General features: G+C 38.3%; 16 protein-coding genes. 10 read left to right on the top strand and 6 right to left on the bottom strand.

Annotation, left to right across the window (positions count from 1 at the left end; genetic code table 11):
• Nucleotides 1-53: 53 nt before the first annotated feature.
• Nucleotides 54-953: an ATP synthase F1 subunit gamma gene (gene atpG / locus CBM24_RS23470; protein WP_088162934.1), complete on the top strand. Its 900-nt coding sequence runs from the start codon at nt 54-56 to the stop codon at nt 951-953.
• Between the two features lie 73 nt (nt 954-1,026).
• Here atpG and CBM24_RS23465 read toward each other — a convergent pair whose 3' ends face one another.
• On the bottom strand, nt 1,027-2,073 hold the full coding sequence (locus CBM24_RS23465) for a 3-oxoacyl-ACP synthase III family protein (protein ID WP_088162933.1): 1,047 nt from the start codon (nt 2,071-2,073) through the stop codon (nt 1,027-1,029).
• A gap of 78 nt (nt 2,074-2,151) precedes the next feature.
• On the opposite strand from CBM24_RS23465, the gene CBM24_RS23460 reads away from it, so the two are divergent.
• From CBM24_RS23460 to CBM24_RS23450, 3 genes are all read left to right on the top strand, one after another.
• The gene (locus CBM24_RS23460; RefSeq protein WP_046671971.1) at nt 2,152-2,433 is read left to right on the top strand and encodes an ATP-dependent Clp protease adaptor ClpS; all 282 of its coding nucleotides are present in this window, start codon (nt 2,152-2,154) and stop codon (nt 2,431-2,433) included.
• A 99-nt stretch (nt 2,434-2,532) separates the two neighbouring features.
• A complete protein-coding gene (locus CBM24_RS23455) occupies nt 2,533-4,974 on the top strand; it encodes a TonB-dependent receptor domain-containing protein (protein WP_088162932.1) in 2,442 nt (813 codons plus the stop codon).
• A gap of 67 nt (nt 4,975-5,041) precedes the next feature.
• On the top strand, nt 5,042-5,851 hold the full coding sequence (locus CBM24_RS23450) for a DUF1080 domain-containing protein (protein WP_083663849.1): 810 nt from the start codon (nt 5,042-5,044) through the stop codon (nt 5,849-5,851).
• A 32-nt stretch (nt 5,852-5,883) separates the two neighbouring features.
• Here CBM24_RS23450 and CBM24_RS23445 read toward each other — a convergent pair whose 3' ends face one another.
• A complete protein-coding gene (locus CBM24_RS23445; RefSeq protein ID WP_088162931.1) occupies nt 5,884-6,588 on the bottom strand; it encodes a YjjG family noncanonical pyrimidine nucleotidase in 705 nt (234 codons plus the stop codon).
• Nucleotides 6,589-6,798: 210 nt separating this feature from the next.
• Here CBM24_RS23445 and CBM24_RS23440 point away from each other — a divergent pair, with 210 nt between their 5' ends.
• From CBM24_RS23440 to CBM24_RS23415, 6 genes are all read left to right on the top strand, one after another.
• Entirely contained in the window at nt 6,799-7,674 is an 876-nt protein-coding gene (locus CBM24_RS23440) for a sensor histidine kinase (RefSeq protein ID WP_088162930.1), read from the top strand.
• Nucleotides 7,664-8,371 (top strand): response regulator transcription factor, encoded by a 708-nt coding sequence (locus CBM24_RS23435; protein WP_070563139.1) that lies wholly within the window; start codon nt 7,664-7,666, stop codon nt 8,369-8,371. Before CBM24_RS23440 ends, CBM24_RS23435 begins: the two co-directional genes overlap by 11 nt.
• Nucleotides 8,372-8,381: 10 nt before the next feature.
• Entirely contained in the window at nt 8,382-8,900 is a 519-nt protein-coding gene (locus CBM24_RS23430; protein ID WP_231585185.1) for a hypothetical protein, read from the top strand.
• The gene (hemE, locus tag CBM24_RS23425; protein ID WP_088162929.1) at nt 8,900-9,937 is read left to right on the top strand and encodes a uroporphyrinogen decarboxylase; all 1,038 of its coding nucleotides are present in this window, start codon (nt 8,900-8,902) and stop codon (nt 9,935-9,937) included. Before CBM24_RS23430 ends, hemE begins: the two co-directional genes overlap by 1 nt.
• 141 nt (nt 9,938-10,078) lie before the next feature.
• On the top strand, nt 10,079-10,648 hold the full coding sequence (locus CBM24_RS23420; protein WP_312352403.1) for a CopD family protein: 570 nt from the start codon (nt 10,079-10,081) through the stop codon (nt 10,646-10,648).
• A 75-nt stretch (nt 10,649-10,723) separates the two neighbouring features.
• Nucleotides 10,724-11,605, top strand: coding sequence for a DUF4476 domain-containing protein (locus tag CBM24_RS23415; RefSeq protein ID WP_088162928.1), 882 nt, complete (start codon nt 10,724-10,726; stop codon nt 11,603-11,605).
• Nucleotides 11,606-11,626: 21 nt separating this feature from the next.
• Here the strand turns inward: CBM24_RS23415 and CBM24_RS23410 are convergent, their stop codons facing one another.
• The 4 genes from CBM24_RS23410 to CBM24_RS23395 all read right to left on the bottom strand — a co-directional run bounded on the left by CBM24_RS23410 (nt 11,627) and on the right by CBM24_RS23395 (nt 16,446).
• On the bottom strand, nt 11,627-13,060 hold the full coding sequence (locus tag CBM24_RS23410) for an NAD-dependent succinate-semialdehyde dehydrogenase (protein WP_075994160.1): 1,434 nt from the start codon (nt 13,058-13,060) through the stop codon (nt 11,627-11,629).
• 77 nt (nt 13,061-13,137) lie between these two features.
• Complete coding sequence (locus CBM24_RS28155) at nt 13,138-13,533, bottom strand: thiol-disulfide oxidoreductase DCC family protein (protein WP_075994159.1); 396 nt, start codon at nt 13,531-13,533, stop codon at nt 13,138-13,140.
• A gap of 142 nt (nt 13,534-13,675) precedes the next feature.
• Nucleotides 13,676-14,890: a bifunctional 3,4-dihydroxy-2-butanone-4-phosphate synthase/GTP cyclohydrolase II gene (locus tag CBM24_RS23400; protein ID WP_075994158.1), complete on the bottom strand. Its 1,215-nt coding sequence runs from the start codon at nt 14,888-14,890 to the stop codon at nt 13,676-13,678.
• A 71-nt stretch (nt 14,891-14,961) separates the two neighbouring features.
• Nucleotides 14,962-16,446, bottom strand: a complete 1,485-nt coding sequence (locus tag CBM24_RS23395) for an LptF/LptG family permease (RefSeq protein WP_088162927.1) — start codon at nt 16,444-16,446, stop codon at nt 14,962-14,964.
• Nucleotides 16,447-16,487 lie beyond the last annotated feature (41 nt).

The following is a 16,487-nucleotide window of genomic DNA, read 5'->3' as shown; positions in this document are numbered from 1 at the left end:
TCTATCGACAAGGCTCGATACTCAATACTAGGTACTTAATACTTAAAACAAATATGGCAAATTTAAAAGAAGTAAGAAACCGGATTACCTCGGTATCATCAACACAGCAGATCACGAAAGCTATGAAAATGGTTTCGGCTGCTAAATTGAAGCGCGCTACTAACGCTATCTTACAATTGCGCCCATATGCGAATAAACTAAGAGATATTTTGGCGGATGTTTCTGCGAGTGTTGAGGGAAGTAACTCTCCTTTTACAGTAGACCGCGAGCCAAATAAGGTGTTGATCGTTGTTGTTTCTTCGAACAGAGGTTTGGCTGGAGCATTCAACGCAAATGTTATCAAAGCGACTAATAACTTGATCTTTAACAAATATGCCGAGCAACATGCAAAGGGTAATTTGAGTATCATTGGTATTGGTAAAAAGGGTTATGACTTCTACTCGAAACGTAACTTCAATATGGTAGCTAATCACTCTGATTTGTTTTCTGATTTAAATTTTGGTTCTGTATCTGTGGTGACTGAATTTATCATGGAACAATTCAAAGAAGGTAATTTTGATCGTGTTGAAGTGATCTATAATCAGTTCAAAAATGCAGCAGTTCAAGAGTTGACTGCAGAGCAGATTTTACCATTATTACCTGCGGAGGAAAACAAACAACATACGCATAAAGCAAAAATAGAAGCTGAGGTGGATTATATCATCGAGCCTTCCAAAGAGAAGATTATCGAGGAGTTGATTCCTAAAGCAATCAAGATTCAATTATACAAAGCTGTTTTAGATTCGAATGCCTCTGAACATGGAGCACGTATGACGGCAATGGATAAAGCTACAGAGAATGCTGGTGACTTAATCAAATCACTTAAGCTATCTTACAACCAGGCACGTCAAGCTGCAATTACAACAGAATTGACGGAGATCGTATCTGGTGCAGCAGCATTATCAAACGGATAATTTTTTTATTCCGAAATATATAGAAAAAGGGCTAATCACACATGATCAGCCCTTTTTCTATATACGCTATTATCTACCATCGAATTAAGGCTGAACCCCAGGTAAATCCTGCTCCAAAAGCTGCCAAACATACGAGATCACCGTCTTTAATCTTTCCTTCTTCCCAAGCCTCGCATAGTGCTATCGGTACAGAAGCCGCAGTGGTATTCCCGTATTTCTGAATATTGTTGAATACCTGATCTTCCCTTAATCCAAGAGTTTTCTGTACAAATTGCGAAATGCGAAGATTGGCCTGGTGTGGAATCAATAAATCGATATCACTGGTTTTTAAATTATTTTTTGCCAGCGCTTCATGAATGACCTCCGGAAATTTGACAACAGCTTTTTTGAAGACGGCCTGGCCATCCATATTTGGAAACGCAGTTCCATCTTCGAGCATCTCTTTGGTCATTAATAATCCGCCCAATTCCTGATCCGGCCAATTGGGCATTTTATCTAACCAAATTCCACTGGAAGCTCCGGGGTAATACATCGCTAGCTTTTCGGCTTCGGCTCCATCTGAATGTAAGTGCGTGCTCAGGATTCCTTTGCCATTTTCGGTTGTAGGCTGCACAACTACTGCTCCGGCACCATCTCCGAAAATCACGGAAACGGCTCGTCCTCTCGTAGAAAAGTCAAGCGCAAAAGAGTGTTTCTCCGAACCAACCACTAGCACATTTTTGTACATCCCTGTTTTGACAAATTGATCGGCAATAGAAAGCGCATATATAAAACCAGAACATTGGTTTCTAATATCCAGTGCCCCGATCTCCTTCATCTTCATTTCCCGTTGCAGTAGAACGGCGCAGCCCGGGAAATAATAATCTGGCGATAAGGTGGCAAAGATGATGAAGTCGACATCTTCAGGTGTAATATGGGCTCGTTCGATGGCAATTTTAGCTGCTTCGACCCCCATAGTGGTGGTGGTTTCGCCTATTCGGTCTGCATATCTACGTTCTTTAATGCCAGTTCGTTCTTGAATCCATTCGTCACTGGTATCCATAAAGCGTGTTAGGTCATTATTGGTATATACGTTTTTTGGGACGTAATAGCCAATTCCTGCAATTTTTGACTGTAACATAATAAATTCCTCTAATTGATTGTATTCTTCCCTTTTATATTATCGTTAATTTAGAAAAAAATATTCTATTTTTGCAGCATGGGTACCCAAACTGCTGAAGAAACCTTTACGTTAGAAGAGATATTAGCCTCTGTGAAAGAGTCTAATCGCCTCATTTTGTGGAATGATGAAACCAATACGTTTGAACATGTGATTCATTGTCTCATCTATCATTTACAATATACCGAGAAGCAAGCTGAGAAGATTGCCTGGAAAGTACATACTGAGGGGAAATGTGCTGTACTGGAGGGTACTTATACGGAGATGGAGATCTATCGTAAAATTCTGAAAGCCGAGGGATTGACTGTTTCTGTGGAGTAATTTGCTATTCTTTTGTTACCGTAATAATATGGTTACGCTTCAATTTTGTCTGTAAGTTTTAGTTTTCTTTGCACTATAACTTATAAACTAAGCTGAAGCATGTTTTTTTACGCTAAATCGTTTAAATCTTTCTTATTTGTATTCTTTTTACCTGTTGTTCTTTTTGCTCAAACAGGTCAAATCAAAGCTATTTTAGTCGATAGCGAAACTTCTAAACCTATTTCATCGGCTAGTGTCGCGCTCTTGGACGCCTATAGTAACGTCTTTGTTAAGGGGGGACAGTCTGTATCCCAAGGATTCCTTTTGTTGTCTGATATTAAACCTGGTAAATATAATGTCCGTATTACTTATGTTGGCTACGAGACACAAACCATTGATAGTATAGAGGTCTTAGGAAGTAAAAGCAAGGACTTAGGTCGAATTGCTTTGAAATCTACAGGTAATATGTTGAACGAAGTTGTTATTGAAGGAAGAGCTCCTGCCATGCAAATTGGTATAGACCGTAAAACCTTCAATGTTGGCGAGAGTTTGGTCAGCGCGGGTGGAACAGCGACCGATGTGCTTGCGAATGTCCCCACTTTGCAAGTTGATCAGGATGGATCGGTCAGTTTGCGTGGATCAAGTAGTGTGAAGATTTTAATCGACGGACGGGAGTCTGCCTTAGCAGGAAATGATGTAACTTCTTTGCTTCAGAGTCTACCTGCCAATTCAATTGAAAAAGTTGAAGTCATCACAAATCCATCCTCTAAATATGATGCAGAGGGCCAAACTGGGATTATCAATATCGTTTTAAAGAAAAATATTCGAACAGGGCTGAACGGATCGATAAATACATCCGCTGGTTCTTATGATAATTATATGGCTGGTATAACATTGAATTATCGTGATCGGAAATTCAATTACTTCGGATCCTATAACTTCAATAAACGAAACATGTTGGGAAGTGGGAAAACGGACAACAGGTTTTTTGGGGATAGCACGCGTAATTATAGCGAATCCGAATCGTCAAGAAAGGGCAATAGCCATACGGTAAAAGCTGGGTTTGATTATAATATGTCAGACCGTACTTCATTGAGTTTTTCGGGTAATTTAAGTATACGTGATAACAAGCGAATAGAAGACTTGAATTACGAGTTCTTTAAGCAATCGCAGATGACAGGAACGAGTGTTCGAAATTCAACACAATTTGAAGATGATCTTGGTTATGAATTAAACACCGATTTTAGACATCAATTTAAGCGAGAAGGAGAGGAGTTGACGGGGAATGCAAGTTATGGGAGAGATAAGGAAGATGGTACAAATGATTTTTCTCAAAATTACACCGATGGGCGGAAGGCCACCTCACGGAAGAATGTTACGTCTGAGGATGGTAAGAATATCAATCTTCAATTGGATTATGTTTTACCTTTCTCCGAGGTAAGCAAATTCGAGGCAGGCTACAGGTCTCAAATCAGAAAGTCATTTGATACACAATTTTCCAGATCACTCGATTCTTTAGGTAATTATGTGCCGGATTATAGAATCAGCAACGATTTTGATTTTACGAGTACTGTCCATGCGATTTATGCGAATTATCAAAATAAATTAACAGATAAAATTGGCTATCAAATTGGACTCCGGGGAGAGCAATTTGAACTCAAGTCCACCTATTTCTCCAAGGATCCAGCTGCAGTGGAAATGGAATCCAATGCTAAACAGAAATTTTTCAGGTTATATCCAACACTGTTTTTAACCTACGATGTTGGTGAAAATGGGGATAAAGTTCAATTTAGCTACTCGCGCCGTGTTCAACGGGCTCGTGGTTGGCAAGTTAACCCATTTTTAAACGTATCCGATGATTTGAATTATCGTCAGGGAAATCCGAATCTGAAACCGGAAGATGTACACAGTTTGGAAATGAGCTTTGCCAAAACCTTTGGTAAAGTAAACCTCATATCTTCTGCCTATTTCAATCACGCAAGTGAGGTTATTCAGCCATTTGTTTACAAGATAGAGGATGGAAGAACATACAGTAGATGGGAGAATATGACCAGTCGTAATCTTTCGGGTTTTGAGTTTATTTCAAAAGTCAACGCAACGAAGGATTTTGACTTTACATTTAATCTCAATTTGATCCACATTCAGTATAATGCAAACCCGGACTACGATATTAAAGAACGAAAGGATTTCGCTTATAATGCTAATCTGACCGCTAATTATCGTTTTACACCAACGTTTTCTGCTCAAATGAGAGGCGAGTATAATTCTTCGCGTGTAATGGCTCAGGGGCAGATGAATGCCATGAAAGGTATGGATCTAGCCTTAAAAAAAGATGTGTTCAAGAAGAAAGCTTCAATTATGTTGAATGTGAGAGATGTATTTAATTCGCGAAAAATGAATGGTGTGACGGAGACTGCTCAACTTATATCAGATTTTGAGCACCGTTGGATGAAGAGGATGGTAACCTTATCACTTTCCTATCGGTTTGGTAGCCAAGATTTAAACAAATCAAAGAAAAAAGTGTCGAATACAAATGAAATGGGTGGCGGAGAGGAATATTAAAAAATATTCCTCTTTATACACTCAAATGCTTAAATTTAATTTTAAAACAAACCTAAAACTAAAAAGAATGAAGTTATTAAAAACAGTTCTTGCGGTATCGGTGATTGCTTTTTCAGCACATCTTAATACTGCCGTAGCGCAAGCAAAAAAAGAGGTTCCTGCTTACAAAATCTTAGATTTACCCCGTGTAGATATCAAGAAATTTAAAAAGAATAAAGCTGGGGCCTATGTTATTTTTGATGGTACTTCCATGGAAGGCTGGAGAGGATATGATAAGACAGTAGTGCCAAAAAGATGGGTAATTAATGAGGGAGCGATCAAATTTGATAGTCAAGCCAATGTTGGTAAAGAAGAAGGTGGTGACTTGGTCTTTGCTCATGATTTCAAGAATTTCGAATTGGAGATGGAATGGAAAGTTGCTAAAGGAGCAAATTCAGGTATCTTCTTTTTAGCGAAGGAAGTGGAAGGACAACCGATTTATATCTCGTCTCCAGAATGTCAGGTTTTGGACAATGAGAACCATCCTGATGCTAAAATGGGTGTAGATGGAAACCGTAAATCGACATCATTGTACGATATGATCCCTGCTAAGCCTCAGAATGGTAAACCGTATGGCGAGTGGAATAAAGTTAAGATCAGAGTAAACAATGGCAAGGTAGAGCATTTTCAAAATGGTGTAAAGGTTGTTGAATATACATTATGGGATAAGTCCTGGATTGATTTATTGCAAAAAAGTAAATTCAGTGAGGAAAAATGGCCTTTGGCTTTTGAATTGTTGAGCCATGTTGGTGGCGATAGCAAATCGGGGCTTATCGGTCTTCAGGATCATGGAAATGATGTATGGTTTAAGAATATTACCGTTAAGGTTCTAAAATAGAAAAAGTAGCTTTAAGCTGCTTTTTCTATTTTCTATAGTATCGATTGTAATTCTTTCAAGTCGATAATCATATGTGATACATCGTCTGGTTTTTCAATAACATTTGGGTTAAAGAAAATGGCGTCCATGCCTACATTTACGGCTCCACGGATGTCGGCGTCAAGGTTATCTCCGATCATCAGTGATTGCTGGGCTTGCGCTTGAGCAGTCGTCATAGCAAACTCAAATATTCGGGGATCCGGTTTATTCACACCGATGACTTCTGAAATAAAAATATGTTTGAAGTATTTGTTTAGGTTGCTCTTTTCCAGTTTGGTCTCACAGGCCTCTTTAAAACCATTAGATATCAGGTGAAGATTGTATCTGTCACCCAAATAAGCCAAGGTTTCATGTGCATGGGGAAACAGGTTTGTTTTTTTTGGACAGATAGCGAGATAATCCAGTTCGAATTCTTCAGGAAACAACTCTGGATCCACACCGAGCTCGGTAAAGGTATCTGCAAAGCGAGCTTTCCTGAGTTCTGGTTTTGAAATCTTTCCGTGATGATAGAGTCCCCAAAGTCGATGATTGTTAACTGTATAAGTTTCTATAAAACGAGTGGATGACTCTTGATTAAACAAGTGATCAAACTTGTATTTAAAATATAGCTCGTGCAGACTTTCTTCGGCATTTTTATCAAAATCCCATATGGTATGATCTAGGTCGAAGAAAATGTCTTTTTTCTCGTGATTAAACATATGCAAAATTAAAACAAATTAACCTGAAATTCCAAGTCAGTTAGGTTATCTAGTAATGAAATTAAAGGTCACTTTTATCGATATCGGGTTTCCGATGGTTTATATACTGTTTGGTGATTTTAGTCTTATTGCGAATCGGTTAATTTTCTTCTTTGTGTCATAATCCTTCGGATATTTCCGAATACATGGGTGAATACCTATTTTTGTCACATGAAGAAAGCGCTGTTACTCTTTTATTTTCTATTGTTCTATGCGGTTATGCAACTGATATGGTGGGGGGTGATGTTTATCCGTTTTGATCCGAGTAAAAAGAACATGATCATAGGAGAGGGAATATTCTTCTTGATTATTTTCTTGTGGGGTGCATGGCGGTTGAAGCGGCTGGTTGAGAGGGAGCAGAAACTGCTTCAACAACAGCAGAACTTTCTTTTGGCTATTACGCATGAACTTAAATCGCCATTGGCTTCCGTCAAATTGTATATTCAAACTATTTTGAGGCGTGATCTTGACAAAGAGCAACAACAAACGTTCTTGAGAAACTCGCTGAAGGATATCGAGCGTTTGGATGATCTGGTGGAAAATGTATTGATGACAACCAAGTTGGACAGCCGAAATTACAGTATGCCGAAGGAGGATTTTAATTTTACTGCTTTGGTAGAACAGGTTGTAGATAGGCTTCAGAAGAATTCCTGTAGTTCACAAGTTTTGAAACCTTATTTGGAAGCGGATATCATTATTCATGCAGATAAGTTTGCGATTAGTAATGTGGTTACTAATCTGATAGAAAATGCAATTAAGTATTCGCCGGCATGTGCTATGGTGGATGTGAAATTATATACGGAGAATAATAAAATAATTTTTTCTGTTGCTGACCATGGTATCGGTATCAGTGATGAAGAGAAAAAACTTATCTTTAATAAGTTTTATCGCGTGGGAAGTGAGGCAACACGAAAAACCAAAGGCACAGGTTTGGGGTTATATATCGTGAAAACCGTATTGCAGAAGCACGACGCGACCATAAAAGTTAAAGATAACACTCCTAAAGGGAGTATTTTTGAAGTAACATTTGAAAGAAATGCAAAGTAAACAAAGAATATTACTTGTCGAAGATGAAGAACACTTGTTAGAAGCTATCAAGTTGAATCTCGAAATGGAAGGCTACCGTGTTACTACGGCTACCGATGGAAAAAAAGCACTAAAAGTCTTCAAGGAGGAACGTTTCAACTTGGTGGTTTTGGATGTGATGATTCCCGAAATTGATGGATTCCAAGTGGCTGAAACTATTCGACTGCAAAACACTGAGGTTCCTATCATGTTTTTAACTGCGAAAAATAGCAGTGAGGATCGAATTACGGGTCTTAAGAAAGGGGCGGATGATTATCTGGTAAAACCTTTCAACTTAGAAGAATTGATTCTTCGTGTTGGAAATTTGGTGCGTCGTGGCATGAAACCAGACGATTTGAAAGAACTAAATTCTTATCAAATTGGTGATAAAACGATCTATTTTAATTCGTATGAGCTACATCATGCAGATGGCACGATCACTTCGTTGACAAAGAAGGAAACCATGCTGTTGAAACTGTTGATTGAACGACGGAATGAGGCCGTATCCCGGGAACAAATATTGGAGACCGTATGGAATTACGATGTTTACCCATCTACACGTACCATCGACAATTTTATCTTAACCTTCCGGAAATATTTCGAACCAGATCAAAAGCATCCGATTTATTTCCATTCTATCAGAGGTGTTGGTTATAAGTTTACCGACAATAACGCATAGGTAGAAAGAGATGATGACAATCAGGGCTAGAATAGCCGTTATTTTTATTGCTGCATTATTTTTGGGCTATGGCTTATACCAAGGGCATTATCAAACTGCTGTACTGATAGCAGGCGGAATAGGCTACTTGATTTGGAGTCATTTTAGAGAAGGGTCCGTTTTTTTGGCAACGCAGGCTTTTCATAGGCAAGATTATGAAAAGACAAAAAATTTGCTAGCTGAGATAAAGAATCCGGACGCACTTCGTAAAGGCAGACGTAATTTCTATGAATTTATGATGGGAAATATTGCGCTTAAAGAGGAACGTGTCGATGAGGCCGAATATCATTTTCAGCTAGCTTCACGTCTGCCTTGGAAAAAAGATAATGAAAAGGGTATGGTGATGATTAATCTGGCAAATATAGCGCTGCGAAAGTTGGATTATGAAAGAGCGAGAGCTTATACAGATGTTGCCAATAAGTTACATCTGACGGCTAGACAGAACAGCATTATTACAAAAATAGAAAACGAAATTTCAAAACATTTATAGTGAGTACTACTTTACAAAACGACTTATTGATTAAAGCTGCATTTTCGCAGCAAACGGAAAGACCTCCTGTGTGGATGATGCGTCAAGCTGGACGCTTTATGAAGGAATATTGGGATATCAAGAATAAATATTCCTTTTTGGAGATGTGCAAAACACCAGAAATTGCTGCGGATGTCACTATGCTTCCGGTAGATTTGTTAGGCATTGATGCAGCTATTTTATTTTCTGATATTTTAGTTACAGCTGAAGCCATGGGAGGGGATTTGTCCTTTGAACAAGGTGTAGGGCCTCGTTTTTCTAATCCTGTTCGTTCTGTAAAGGATGCTGAAGATTTGTCTACCAACTGTTTGGATAAATTACAGTATGTTGCTGATGCAATCAAGGTCATTCAACAACGTCTTGACAGCCGTATCCCTTTGATTGGTTTCGCGGGAGCACCATTTACAATTTTAAGTTATTTGGTTGAAGGTGGATCTTCAAAAGATTTTAAGTTAACGAAGTTGATGTTGAATAATCAGCCTGAGTTGGCACATATGATCCTTCAAAAGATCGCAGATGTAACGGTTGAATATCTTAACATGCAGATCGCAGCTGGAGTAAATGCAATTCAATTATTTGATAGCTGGGCCCTGGCTTTATCCTGGAATGATTACCGTGATTTTTCGCATTATTATAATAAGCAGATTATCGCTAAGTTGAACCGTAAGGATATTCCTGTCATTTCCTTTTGTAAAGGATCTTCTGTTTTTGCACCAATGATGGTCGAAGCGCAACCTGATGTTGTTTCTATCGATTGGAATGCAGATTTAAAAAATATTAAACAATCTCTGCCACAGGGTATTGCTGTTCAAGGAAATTTGGATCCATTTGTTTTGTATGCAGATAAACCTGTTATCAAGAAGAAGATTATCGAATTATTTGAGCGCATGAGAGGTGAAAATGGTTTTATCTTTAACTTGGGACATGGTATCATGCCAGATATTCCTTTTGATAATGTAAAATATGCCATTGAGGTTGTAAAGGAATTTAGCTATTAGTTTGCTATCTACTTCAAAAACAAAAACGACTTGCCTTTCGCAGGTCGTTTTTGTTTGCCCTATATTTAATCTATTTCGGTTGATATAGCACTTTTGTATATTGGATGTAAGATTTGCGCAATTGATGTTTGGACGTATTGAATGCTATTAACTTTTCTTATTTTTGTAACTATGGTCTATTTATATGCAAAAGCAGTTCATATTATCTTTGTGATTTGTTGGATGTCAGGTCTGTTTTATATGCCTCGACTCTTTATATATCATACAGAAGCTAAGGACAAGAGTCAAGAAGCGTTTGATGTTTTGCATAAAGAATTCAGTAAGATGGAAAAATTACTGTGGTGGGTTATTACTACTCCTGCGATGTACATCACAGTCTTTTCTGCACTAGTTATGTTATGCTATTCCCCTGGTTTATTATCCATGGGGTGGATGCATGTAAAACTGACATTCGTTCTGGGTATGATTATCTATCATTTTACCTGCCAGAAGATTATGTTCAAATTGAGTCGTCAAGAATCCAAATTAACTTCAACAAATCTCCGTTTGTTTAATGAAGTCGCAACAGTTTTATTATTCGCTATTGTTTTTACTGTTGTCTTAAAATCGGCACTGAACTGGATATTTGGCGTTTTGGGACTCTTAATTTTATCCATTGCTTTAATGATGGCCGTAAAACTTTATAAGAAGTACCGGAACAAGAAAGCATAAGAAAATGTTAAATTCTTTGGTTTCTTAATCCTTTTTTATTCTGTGTAGTCGAAGGATTATAAATTGAATCGGATTATGTACAGGAAAATTTTGGTTATGGTCTCGTTGCTTATTGTCGCAACGGCTGGGTTTGCGCAGCGATACAGACCTTTTGGAGGGGCATTAAACATCTATTCTACAGATGTCCCATTTTTTCTTTATATCAACAACGTTTTGTATAATAATAGGGCTTCCACGGATATTAGGGTATCCAATTTGACGAGTCGTCGTTATGATTTGCGTATTGTATTTGCTGACAGACAGCAACGCACATTGAATGGCAGTGGTGTGCAACTTGTCAATAGAAATGGACAGTATATGAATGTGGTATTTTCTGTCAGTAGCAGAGGCGGAAATAGGGGGATTATCCTGGAATCCATGAATCCTGTTGATCGGTATAACAACGGTAATTATCGTGAGGATTTACCGTATAATAACCAGGATGGATATAGTAATGAACAAGGTAATGAGCGATACAGACAATCGGAAGATCGTGATGATTTGCCAAACAATAATCGTGGGGGATATAATAATGATCAATATAGGCAGTCAGAAGACGCTAAGGTTTATCGTAACGGTGTAGCGAATCAAGGAGGATATGCTGAAAATGAAGATAATGATCTGTCTGATGCCGGAGTAATGAATAAGACGAATTCCAATCGATTGAACGATCTATTAAATCAGAAGGAAAACGATCAGGATAGACTTGCTGTAGCTGCTCAGGAATTAAAAAGTATGCGCCTAAGTGTTGGTGAAATTGTTGATTTAATGGAACTTTTTATACGAGATGATAATAAACTGGCCTTTGCCAAATATGCTTATCCAACCTGTGTGGATAAACAGAATTATGAGAAAGTAGGGGACGCCTTATCGTTCAGTTCAACAAGGGAAAAGCTAGTGGATTTTTTGAAAAAATAAAAGGAGCATTTTGCTCCTTTTTTATTCACCGCCAAAGCAGATATATTTTAATTCCATATATTCATCCAAACCGTATTTAGATCCTTCACGACCTACACCAGATTGTTTTACTCCACCAAAAGGAGCTGCTGCATTTGAAATAAGGCCTGTATTGACACCTACCATGCCAGCTTCTAGCTGTTCAGCAACACGAAAACAGCGATTTATATTTGTACTATAGAAATAGGAGGCTAGTCCAAATTCAGTCGTATTGGCCATTGCAATTCCCTCTTCTTCTGTTTTGAAACTGAAAAGGGCGCAGATCGGACCAAAAGTCTCCTCGCGGAATATAAGCGCTTCTTTCGGAACGTTGGTCAGCACAGTTGGCTGGAAAAATAGATCTTTGATAACCTTTCCTCCAGTAGCCAATTCGGCACCATGATTTAATGCATCTTGTACATGATGCTGTACTTTCTCTAGCCCTTTTGCATTGATTAAGGGGCCTACCTGGACGCCTTTGTCAAGTCCATTACCTACTTTCAATTTACTGACAGCATGGCTAAGTTTCATCGAAAATTCATCATAGACATCTTCTTGGATTAAAAACCTATTGATGGAAACGCAAGTTTGCCCTGAGTTTCTAAATTTTCCGGCAATGGCTCCTTCGACAGCAGCAGCAATATCCGCATCGTTAAAAACCAAAAAGGGAGCATTACCACCGAGCTCCATAGATACTTTTTTAATGTTAGAGGCTGATTGTTCTATGAGTGTTTTTCCGACTTCGGTAGAGCCTGTGAAAGATAGTTTTCTTATCAGGTCGTTTGTAGCTAGTTCTTTGCCGATACCAACACTATCTTTTCCTGTAATTACGTTAAAAACACCCTTCGGAATCCCTGCATCTTCAGCCAGTTTAGCCAATGCTATAGCAGAAAATGGGGTTTGGGAGGCCGGTTTTAGCACAACGGTACAACCAGCCACCAAAGCTGGAGCAACCTTTCGGGTGATCATCGCTAAAGGAAAATTCCAGGGTGTAATTGCGGCTACGACACCTACACCTTGCCTAATCGTTATCATTCTACTTCCTTTTTTATGGGTAGGTATGGTTTCACCATAGGCTCTTTTTCCTTCTTCTGAAAACCATTCTACGAAAGAACTACCGTAGTCAACCTCTACCCTCGATTCGCTTAGCGGTTTGCCGCTTTCTAGGGTCATGATTTCCGCAAGATCGTCTTTATAGTGTTGAATAAGATCGTACCATTTGCGGACGATGTTGCAACGTTCCAGTACCGTTGTGTTTTTCCAGCTTTTCCATGCCTTGTCAGCATCAATTATGGCTTTAGTACAGTCAACTACTTTTAAATCTGGCAACGAAGCAATAACTTTTCCTGTTGCAGGATTTACCACATCAAATGTGTGTTTTGACTTGATAAATTTCCCATTGATATAGGCACTGTCAATTAAAAGTGTATTTTTCATCGATGTAAATTTAATTGTCACAAGTATAATTAGAAGATTTCTGAACTAAACTTCACTTCAATAAGATTACTGTTTGTTCAAATGAATCTTTCTCGCTCAGATTTTGAAGGTATCGTACAAAATTCATTTTTTCCAAACCATCGATAGCGGTTTTTAGCAAAATAATCATAAAGCGCATCTCTCCACGAAAGTGGTAAAATCTTTAGTAAATAACATGTAATGTAAGGGAAGCCCAATTGCTTACAAATCTTTAAAATAGCTTCACTTTTGAGATAGGTACCAGCTGGAGATAGGAAGACGATGGAATCAGTATTTTTGGGAATATTTGTTAGCGCGGTCCGGGCAAATTCAGACTGCAAGGAACTAAATAAGAATTTCTTTCTGCGATCGATCCTTAATAATAGTTGAACAAAGTGATTACAGATCAAGCAATCACCATCGAAAAAGATGATATATCTCCCTTGTTGTTCCATATTATAAAGTTACTTCTATTTATTGAAAGTACTGCCATAACAAGATCATAAATGGAAGCGATTTTATCATCATTGGGGTTTAATTCTCTATGTTAAAAAAGGCGGTGTTTCCAATAGAAATACCGCCTTTTTTACTTCCTTTTTATAGATTTTTCATGATTGTATGTCCCATACGATCTCTTTTAGTTTTTAAGTACTCTTCATTAAAGGGATTTGCCGTTATTTCAATAGGTACATTTTCTATGATTTCAAGACCATAACCTACTAGGCCAGCACGTTTTGTCGGATTATTTGACATAAGACGCATTTTTGTGACACCAAGATTTCTAAGAATCTGGGCTCCTACACCGTAGTCTCTTAAATCTGCCTTGAACCCTAATTGCACATTGGCGTCTACCGTATCCAAACCATTTTCTTGTAATTTGTAAGCATGTAGCTTATTGATCAGTCCAATACCGCGACCTTCTTGATTCATATAGACAATAACACCTTTACCTTCTTGCTGGATCATTTCCATTGCTTTGTGCAATTGAGGGCCACAGTCACAACGGCAAGAACCAAAAATATCACCCGTAACACAAGAGCTGTGCACCCGTACTAAAATAGGTTCATCTTCATTCCACTCGCCTTTGTAAAGCGCTAAATGTTGTTCGCCAGTGTCCTTTTGTGTAAAGGCTTTCATTTTAAAATCACCATATTGCGTTGGCATATTAACAGTGACTTCTTCATTGATTAAAGAGTCGTGCTTAAGACGGTATTCAATTAGATCTTCAATACTAACGATCTTTAAATCAAATTTTTTAGCAACTTCCATTAGTTCCGGAAGTCTGGCCATTTCACCATCTTCTTTTAGAATCTCAACCAATACACCCGCTGGTTCAAATCCTGCTAATCGAGCGAGGTCAACTGTAGCTTCAGTATGTCCTGTACGACGTAATACACCACCATCTTTCGCTATGAGTGGGAAAATATGTCCTGGTCTACCTAATTCTTCATAATGTATATTAGGATCGATCATTGCTTTAATTGTTTTCGAACGGTCCGATGCAGAAATACCGGTTGTACAACCATATCCCTGTAAGTCAATGGAAACTGTAAAGTTCGTTTCATACACCGCTGTATTCTGTCCCACCATTAAGTCAAGGTGTAATGCATCTGCTCTTTCTTTTGTAATTGGGGCACATACTAGTCCACGACCGTGAGTCGCCATAAAGTTGATGATTTCGGGAGTTGCGTTGCGGGCAGCAGTGACAAAGTCTCCTTCATTTTCGCGATCTTCGTCATCCACGACGATTACTACTTTTCCTGCTTGTATATCAGCGATCGCTTCTTCGATCGTGTTTAATTTGAAATCCATTTATTGATATATTGTAATTGGTACAAAGTTAGTGTAGAATCTAAATTTATTTATAATAGCGTTGTCACAATCTAATGTGATTCTTTTAATTTGTTCTTTTTTGCAAGCTTTTCCTTAATCCACTTCCAAGCGGCTTCTACTTTTAATTTATATTGATCAATATCAAATAAGGCAGAATCAGTCGTCGACTTGTACGTTAGAAAAGCGGCTAATGGTGTTAAGACAATAATGGCCATCCACATGCCTACGGCTGATGATATAGCACCATCTTTCGCTGTTTTTTCTGCTACTGTAGAGATAATGTGATAGATCAGAAAGAAAATGATAGCCATCACGACCGGAAGACCAAGTCCACCTTTTCTGATAATGGCTCCTAGTGGAGCTCCGATTGCAAATAGTAAAAGACAGGAGACAGCTAGGGTAAACTTGCGATGCCATTCAATCCGATAGCGTATATCTTTCGATTTGTAATCTTTAAACTCAAGTGTACGTCCATTCAGATCTTCCTTTAAATAATTCAATTGGTTTAATGCATTCATGGTGATCTGTGCCCGTTGTTCTTGGGGAACCAGATCGGTAAGCAAATTTTTAAAAGGTTTGATCTTAGTTTCTTTGACCTTTGGCTGTCCAGGTTGATTCGCACTAAAATATTTCGAATAGATATTATATCGGGTGTCTAATGTACGGACGATCGCTTTTCCCATACTGTCTATCTTAATATGGTTGGAATCGATGTACATGTCTAACTGTTTCAGGTTTAACATGGCGTGGTGGCTCTTGAAGAGATTTTCATCCGTTTTACCTTGTTGAAAACTTCCCATATCAAACTTTTGCTCTGTTTCCTTGAACTTAAATCGCGTAAATTGCTGACGTGGATCGTAGGTTTTGGAGTTTTTAGTCCGTGCTTCCTCATAGCGGATACCATCCTTAAGTTTTAGGATCATATAATTGTTGTCAGGAGAGTTATAGATATACCCTTCTTTCGCCATAAGTACATTATTGGCTGTGTTACCGCCACGATGATCATAAATCATCAAGTCATAGAGAATTGTTCCCGCTTTATTTTTTCCTCTAGCGCGGATCGAGTAACCTGGGATGGTGTTGTTAAAGATTCCGGGTTTGATGAGGAAATCTGCCTTTTTATTACGTACATCAGTAAGTAGCGTACCCATTTTTAGATTCACTACGGGGAGAATATAGTCGGAGAACAGAAAAGAACTTGTTGCGAAAATTGCAACGAGTATAAATAGTGGGGTCATCGCTTTACGTAAAGATACGCCTGCAGCTTTGATCGCAACTAATTCATAGCTTTCACCCAGATTTCCGAAAGTCATAATGGAGGAAAGGAGCATGGATAAAGGCATTGCCATTTGGATTTGAACAACGCATTGATATCCAATTAGCTCCATGATCGTATACCATTCAAATCCTTTTCCAATCAAATCATCAATGTACTTGAATAGGAAAAGCATCAATAAGACAAACATCACAATAAAGAATGTGACAATAAATGGTTTTATGAAAGCTTGAAGAATAAGTAAATGAACCTTTTTCATCCGTGACGCAAAGCAAATTGATGCCTTTACATTAAGGCATC

Source organism: Sphingobacterium sp. G1-14 (assembly GCF_002196555.1).
Lineage (GTDB): Bacteria > Bacteroidota > Bacteroidia > Sphingobacteriales > Sphingobacteriaceae > Sphingobacterium > Sphingobacterium siyangense.
The sequence above is the reverse complement of the archived record's forward strand: the minus strand, read 5'-3'. Positions and strand labels throughout refer to the sequence as shown.